This is a genomic window from Iodobacter sp. BJB302 (assembly GCF_002735645.1).
Lineage (GTDB): Bacteria > Pseudomonadota > Gammaproteobacteria > Burkholderiales > Chitinibacteraceae > Iodobacter.
Genome location: NZ_PDZG01000132.1, coordinates 1 through 4,419 on the forward strand (window position 1 = coordinate 1; position 4,419 = coordinate 4,419).

At 43.9% G+C, this 4,419-nt stretch carries 4 protein-coding genes; all 4 read right to left on the reverse strand.

Features of this window, described 5'->3' with window-relative positions; all coding sequences use genetic code 11:
• Positions 1 to 238: 238 nt before the first annotated feature.
• Positions 239 to 2,842 (reverse strand): hypothetical protein, encoded by a 2,604-nt coding sequence (locus CSQ88_RS21875; RefSeq protein WP_099400178.1) that lies wholly within the window; start codon positions 2,840 to 2,842, stop codon positions 239 to 241.
• The gene (locus tag CSQ88_RS21880) at positions 2,842 to 3,285 is read right to left on the reverse strand and encodes a hypothetical protein (RefSeq protein WP_099400179.1); all 444 of its coding nucleotides are present in this window, start codon (positions 3,283 to 3,285) and stop codon (positions 2,842 to 2,844) included. The genes CSQ88_RS21875 and CSQ88_RS21880 overlap by 1 nt, the downstream gene beginning before the upstream one ends.
• Before the next feature lie 302 nt (positions 3,286 to 3,587).
• Complete coding sequence (locus CSQ88_RS21885; protein ID WP_180273771.1) at positions 3,588 to 4,076, reverse strand: IS1595 family transposase; 489 nt, start codon at positions 4,074 to 4,076, stop codon at positions 3,588 to 3,590.
• Positions 4,077 to 4,099: 23 nt separating this feature from the next.
• Positions 4,100 to 4,419: integrase core domain-containing protein (locus tag CSQ88_RS21890; protein ID WP_143449564.1), on the reverse strand; the 320-nt coding region annotated here is incomplete at its 5' end.

The window sequence follows — 4,419 nt, forward strand, 5'->3', positions numbered from 1 at the left end:
ACATTAGAAAAACTCCCGACTTGGCCCAATAGCCGAATTGACGAGCTGCTGCCATTTGTTAAAGATCAGAACCCACAAGATAACGAAGGCTAAAGCAGCTGGCTAGGTGGGAGGGCTGAGCGCTTACAATCAAACTAATCTGACAATCCGGCCCGAATCAAACTGGGGACTGTCAGATCAGGTCTGAATTTCTACAATTTATGCAACAGCCCCCTCACCGATTAACTTGTCAATACCGTCAGCTTACTGCGACAGGATTGCAATTTTCTCTAATCTGAACGGTCAGCGCATCGAGCTGGTTGAGCTTTTGAAAGTGCTCATACACGTTCTTGCCGACCCAAATCGCCGCAGCTACAACTACACCTACCAATAGTGACGGGATGATGATAGGGATGAGAACGGGCACTGTTACTGCTGCGATTACGCCCGCAGTCAGACCCGCCGCTATAGCCCCTCCGCCGAGTATGCGTGGCCAAGTCGGCTTGAACGCCTCTTTGAAGCCCTCGCGAAGTTTTCCTGAAAATGTCAGACTCTTATCAGAAATCTTATCTAAAATTGTTTTATTCACCGCATTGATTTTATTGCTAAGCGCGGTTGGCACCCCCTCGCTCCCAAGCCGTTCTTGCGCTGTAATCTTGCTTGCGTCTTCTTTCAGCTGCTGAGACAGCTTTAATAGTTTTTCAGCGTGTTCAGTCGATATATTTATCGAACTCTTATGAATAGAACGCTGCCAGAATGATTTCTTGACTTGAGCCGGCTCTAACTTAGGCAGCTTATCGATTTCTTCCTGAAGCAAATTAAATACCGTCATATCATTAGCCAAGGTCTTTTCATCGATAGCTGCTTTTAATTGAATTAGCGGCTGGGATAATGCTTTTGCCAGATCCTGACTCAACTCACCAACATTGCTCTCATCAACGAATTGCTTAATTTGATCTTCAGCATGAGCATAAAGATCACGTAGACTCTTATTCAGCTTGACAACATTATCTGCGGTGCGTTCTAAACTTTTACCCCCGAAATATTTTTCAGCATCAAAACCTGCAACAGCACCAGTTATATTCGTTACGTATGTCTCTCCATAGCATTTCACTATGTTAGTGATGACGCTTTGATGACTTTCTCTACAAATACTATCAATTTGACCTGATAGTGGATGTTCATCTTTTAACCCACTAGGGAATATATTTTTTGACCCTTGTGTTTGTTGGGCGTAAGCCCCATGAGCTTTTTTGAAATCCTGATCGACTTTTGATTTTATTCTTCGGGCAACTGTTTCCCCGCTATATTTCGAATTAAATTTATTTAACTGATTCATCATGGCGGTTAAAAATTTGCTCCCCCCCTGCTCAGCATCGCTTTCAAATCGTTCAATCCGGACGTCCGTTTGGATCCTATTAAAAATACGCTGCAAATGTTCTTTTACACCCGTGTCCATCAAAGATAACGAATTTTCAGCGCTAAGCTTTTTTGTCTTAGATTGTGCCGCTCCGATCTCATCATCTACTCTGCCATAATGCGCTACCAATTCTGACAAAGCGTCATCGGGCATTCTTTTATCATGATTATCCAGGTCTCGATAGAATTCTAATACCTTGGTCGCTGTTTCTTGCTTCATCGCTACTACAGTTGATTTTCCCGGAGCATGCATACCAGGCGCTGCTGCTAGCAGGACAATCTTATCAATCTGTTCTCTCGGCAGAACATTCACCTTGGCATCGACGAAAGAGAAATTTCTAAACAATCTACCGAATGAACTTTTTCCCGAATCATGGCCGCGATTAACTCCATCCCATAATTCCTGCATTTGTTCAATTGTGTTAGGCTTAACGCTCACCCAACGGATCTCAAATCCTTTTTCCCCTTGTTCTATCTTGATATATTTACTTACGGCCGGATCTTTAATATCCTTTTTTATCTTTTTGATATGGCTTGCAATTTGATTCTTTAATTTAAAGGATTCACCATCATAGCGCAAATACTCATTTAACAATTGAAGGAAGGCGTCAGCCACTCCATCCTTCAAAGGCCTTTGTGTCTCAACACGCGAAGTTGCATTTTCCGTAGAATGGGAGGAATTAGGCTTATCCACCACACTATCTTCTGCGAAAGGATTTAAGCTTTCATTATAGGTAGCAATACTGGCGCTCGAGCTCGAAGTTACATTTTCCGTAGAATTGGAGGAATTAGGCTTATCCACCACACTATCTTCTGCGAAAGGATTTAAGCTTTCATTATAGGTAGCAATACTGGCGCTCGAGCTCGAAGTTACATTTTCCGTAGAATTGGAGGAATTAGGCTTATCCACCACACTATCTTCTGCGAAAGGATTTAAGCTTTCATTATAGGTAGCAATACTGGCGCTCAAGCTCGAAGGGACGTTTGACACTCCACTTGCTGGAGCTGGGACTAAATCCGAGAATTTAAAATTGTGTATTTTTTTATAAAGGGGGCTCGTGATACCATGCCGTTTTTTGAGTACACGCAGCATATTGTCCAGATCCTGCTTCGTGGCTTGTTCGCCTACCCATTTAACCGTATCCTTTCCATTCTCTTTTTCCACCTTAATTAAAGAAGAAATTTTAATATTTTCTGCTATATCTTTTTTAAGTTTGTCACCATGCGCCGGATTATCTGCAATGTAGGCATTTAATTTAGCTATGAATTTGTTTGCACTATCCGCATTTAGACTCATTTTTGGGCTGGACTTGGCAGGAGTGGAATTTGTATTTCTTACTCCACCTATCATAGTAGAGAGACGAGCACCAACATTCGATCCTGCCACCAATTGTTGCGCACTGACACCACTTGGTGAACTTTGCAGAGCTGGGGTAAGAGGCATTATTCCATTCCTTTTTCATAGTTCAATAGATTACACAGCAATGTGAGTCTTTCATGAAATGACTCGATCACGGTTTCCAGACCCTCCTGTCTGGTCCATTCCACATCCACCAATCCTTTCAACTCATAGCCTTGATCGGTTTTTGCTAAAATCAATTGCCCGGTTTCAACGCCATCCATCCCTTCAGTCAATAGCTTCAGCACCTTCGATGCGGCATCTTCCATATTCTCTTCACATACCGAACTCAAAGCGGACCATATCCACAGCCTGTCGTTGACGATCGAGATCATCAGATCAGGAGTGTCCTTCATCTCAACGATAATCGTCGAATGACTGTCTAAGCCGTGCAGTTTATCCTGCGAACATCCGATGGAAGTCAGAGCCTGCCTGACCAAGTCTTCCAAACTAATAGCGATATTTTCAGAAAAAGAAAGTACATTCATAAATTAATCTCGTGAAGATTTTTTGGGGAGATTGCCGAGGGGCTGCTAGGCGATCGATCCAAAACGTTGGGCGTATTATTGTTAGTGACAGGCATATTTGATTGATAGCAAGTGTTTTTGTTGCGTAATAGATACAACCAAACAACTTTTATTTTGAGAGTTAAAGACTAAATATTACTCCTCGGTGTAGGGGGGGCTTGTAAAAATCGATTTAAATTGGCAAAAAAACAGATAAATTAAATGCGTGTAAACAAAGGCTTGGCAATCTCGGTAATCCCCCCATTTTTAAGGCTCTGTCTGCATTAATAGTTGAAAAGGATATTTTTTCCTATCGCCTGCTCAATCCCTGATTTTGCTGTGATATTTTTGCCTGCACGGTCTAACCATCGCCGCCAGCCTAAATAGCTTTCTAAGTATTTGGTGGCTACGCCATGAAAACGAGTCATCCAATTTTTGAGTCGACTATCATATGCATTCACATTTTGCACATGATAAGCCCCTCGAGCACGGATGCCTTGGCTGAGATTCACGGCACAGTGGCTGAGGCCTAAGTGTGCTGTTGCCAAACGATAGGCCGCCGCGCCATCACTGCACAGCATGACATCAGGAGCCAGAACAGCAGACAGTACCGGCTCGATACTCTTCGTATTCGCAACGAGTAATTTAAAATCGGTGGTAACTCCTTGCCGATTACGTAACACCAAAACGGGGACTTGATCTTTGCCCGTACCTTTTTTTCGGAGCGCATGCCCGCGCCGATGTACGGGACGTGGAAGACCGGTAATTGTCAAGATAGTTGAGATGTTTTTACGATTTAAGCGACCTGTAATTCCTCGCTTGTTTTAGGCTCAATGACCCGATCCGGGTTCAATTGCACTTCATCTTGCCAGCTCCAGTTCCGAGTCGCATTACGCCACCGTTCTGGACGTGCCAAGCGGGCTGCTTGGTAGACGGCATGGCGTTTTTCTAACAGCGCTTTGTCCTGCCCTTGATGCCGCTGCGACGGAGTAACGAATTGAATGCCGCTGTGCCGGTGCGTATGGCTGTACCAATCCACAAAGCGCCTGACCCATTGCCTTGCTTCATCCAGACTGGCAAAGCCTTTATGCGGCCAGGCGGGCCAGTATTTCAGTG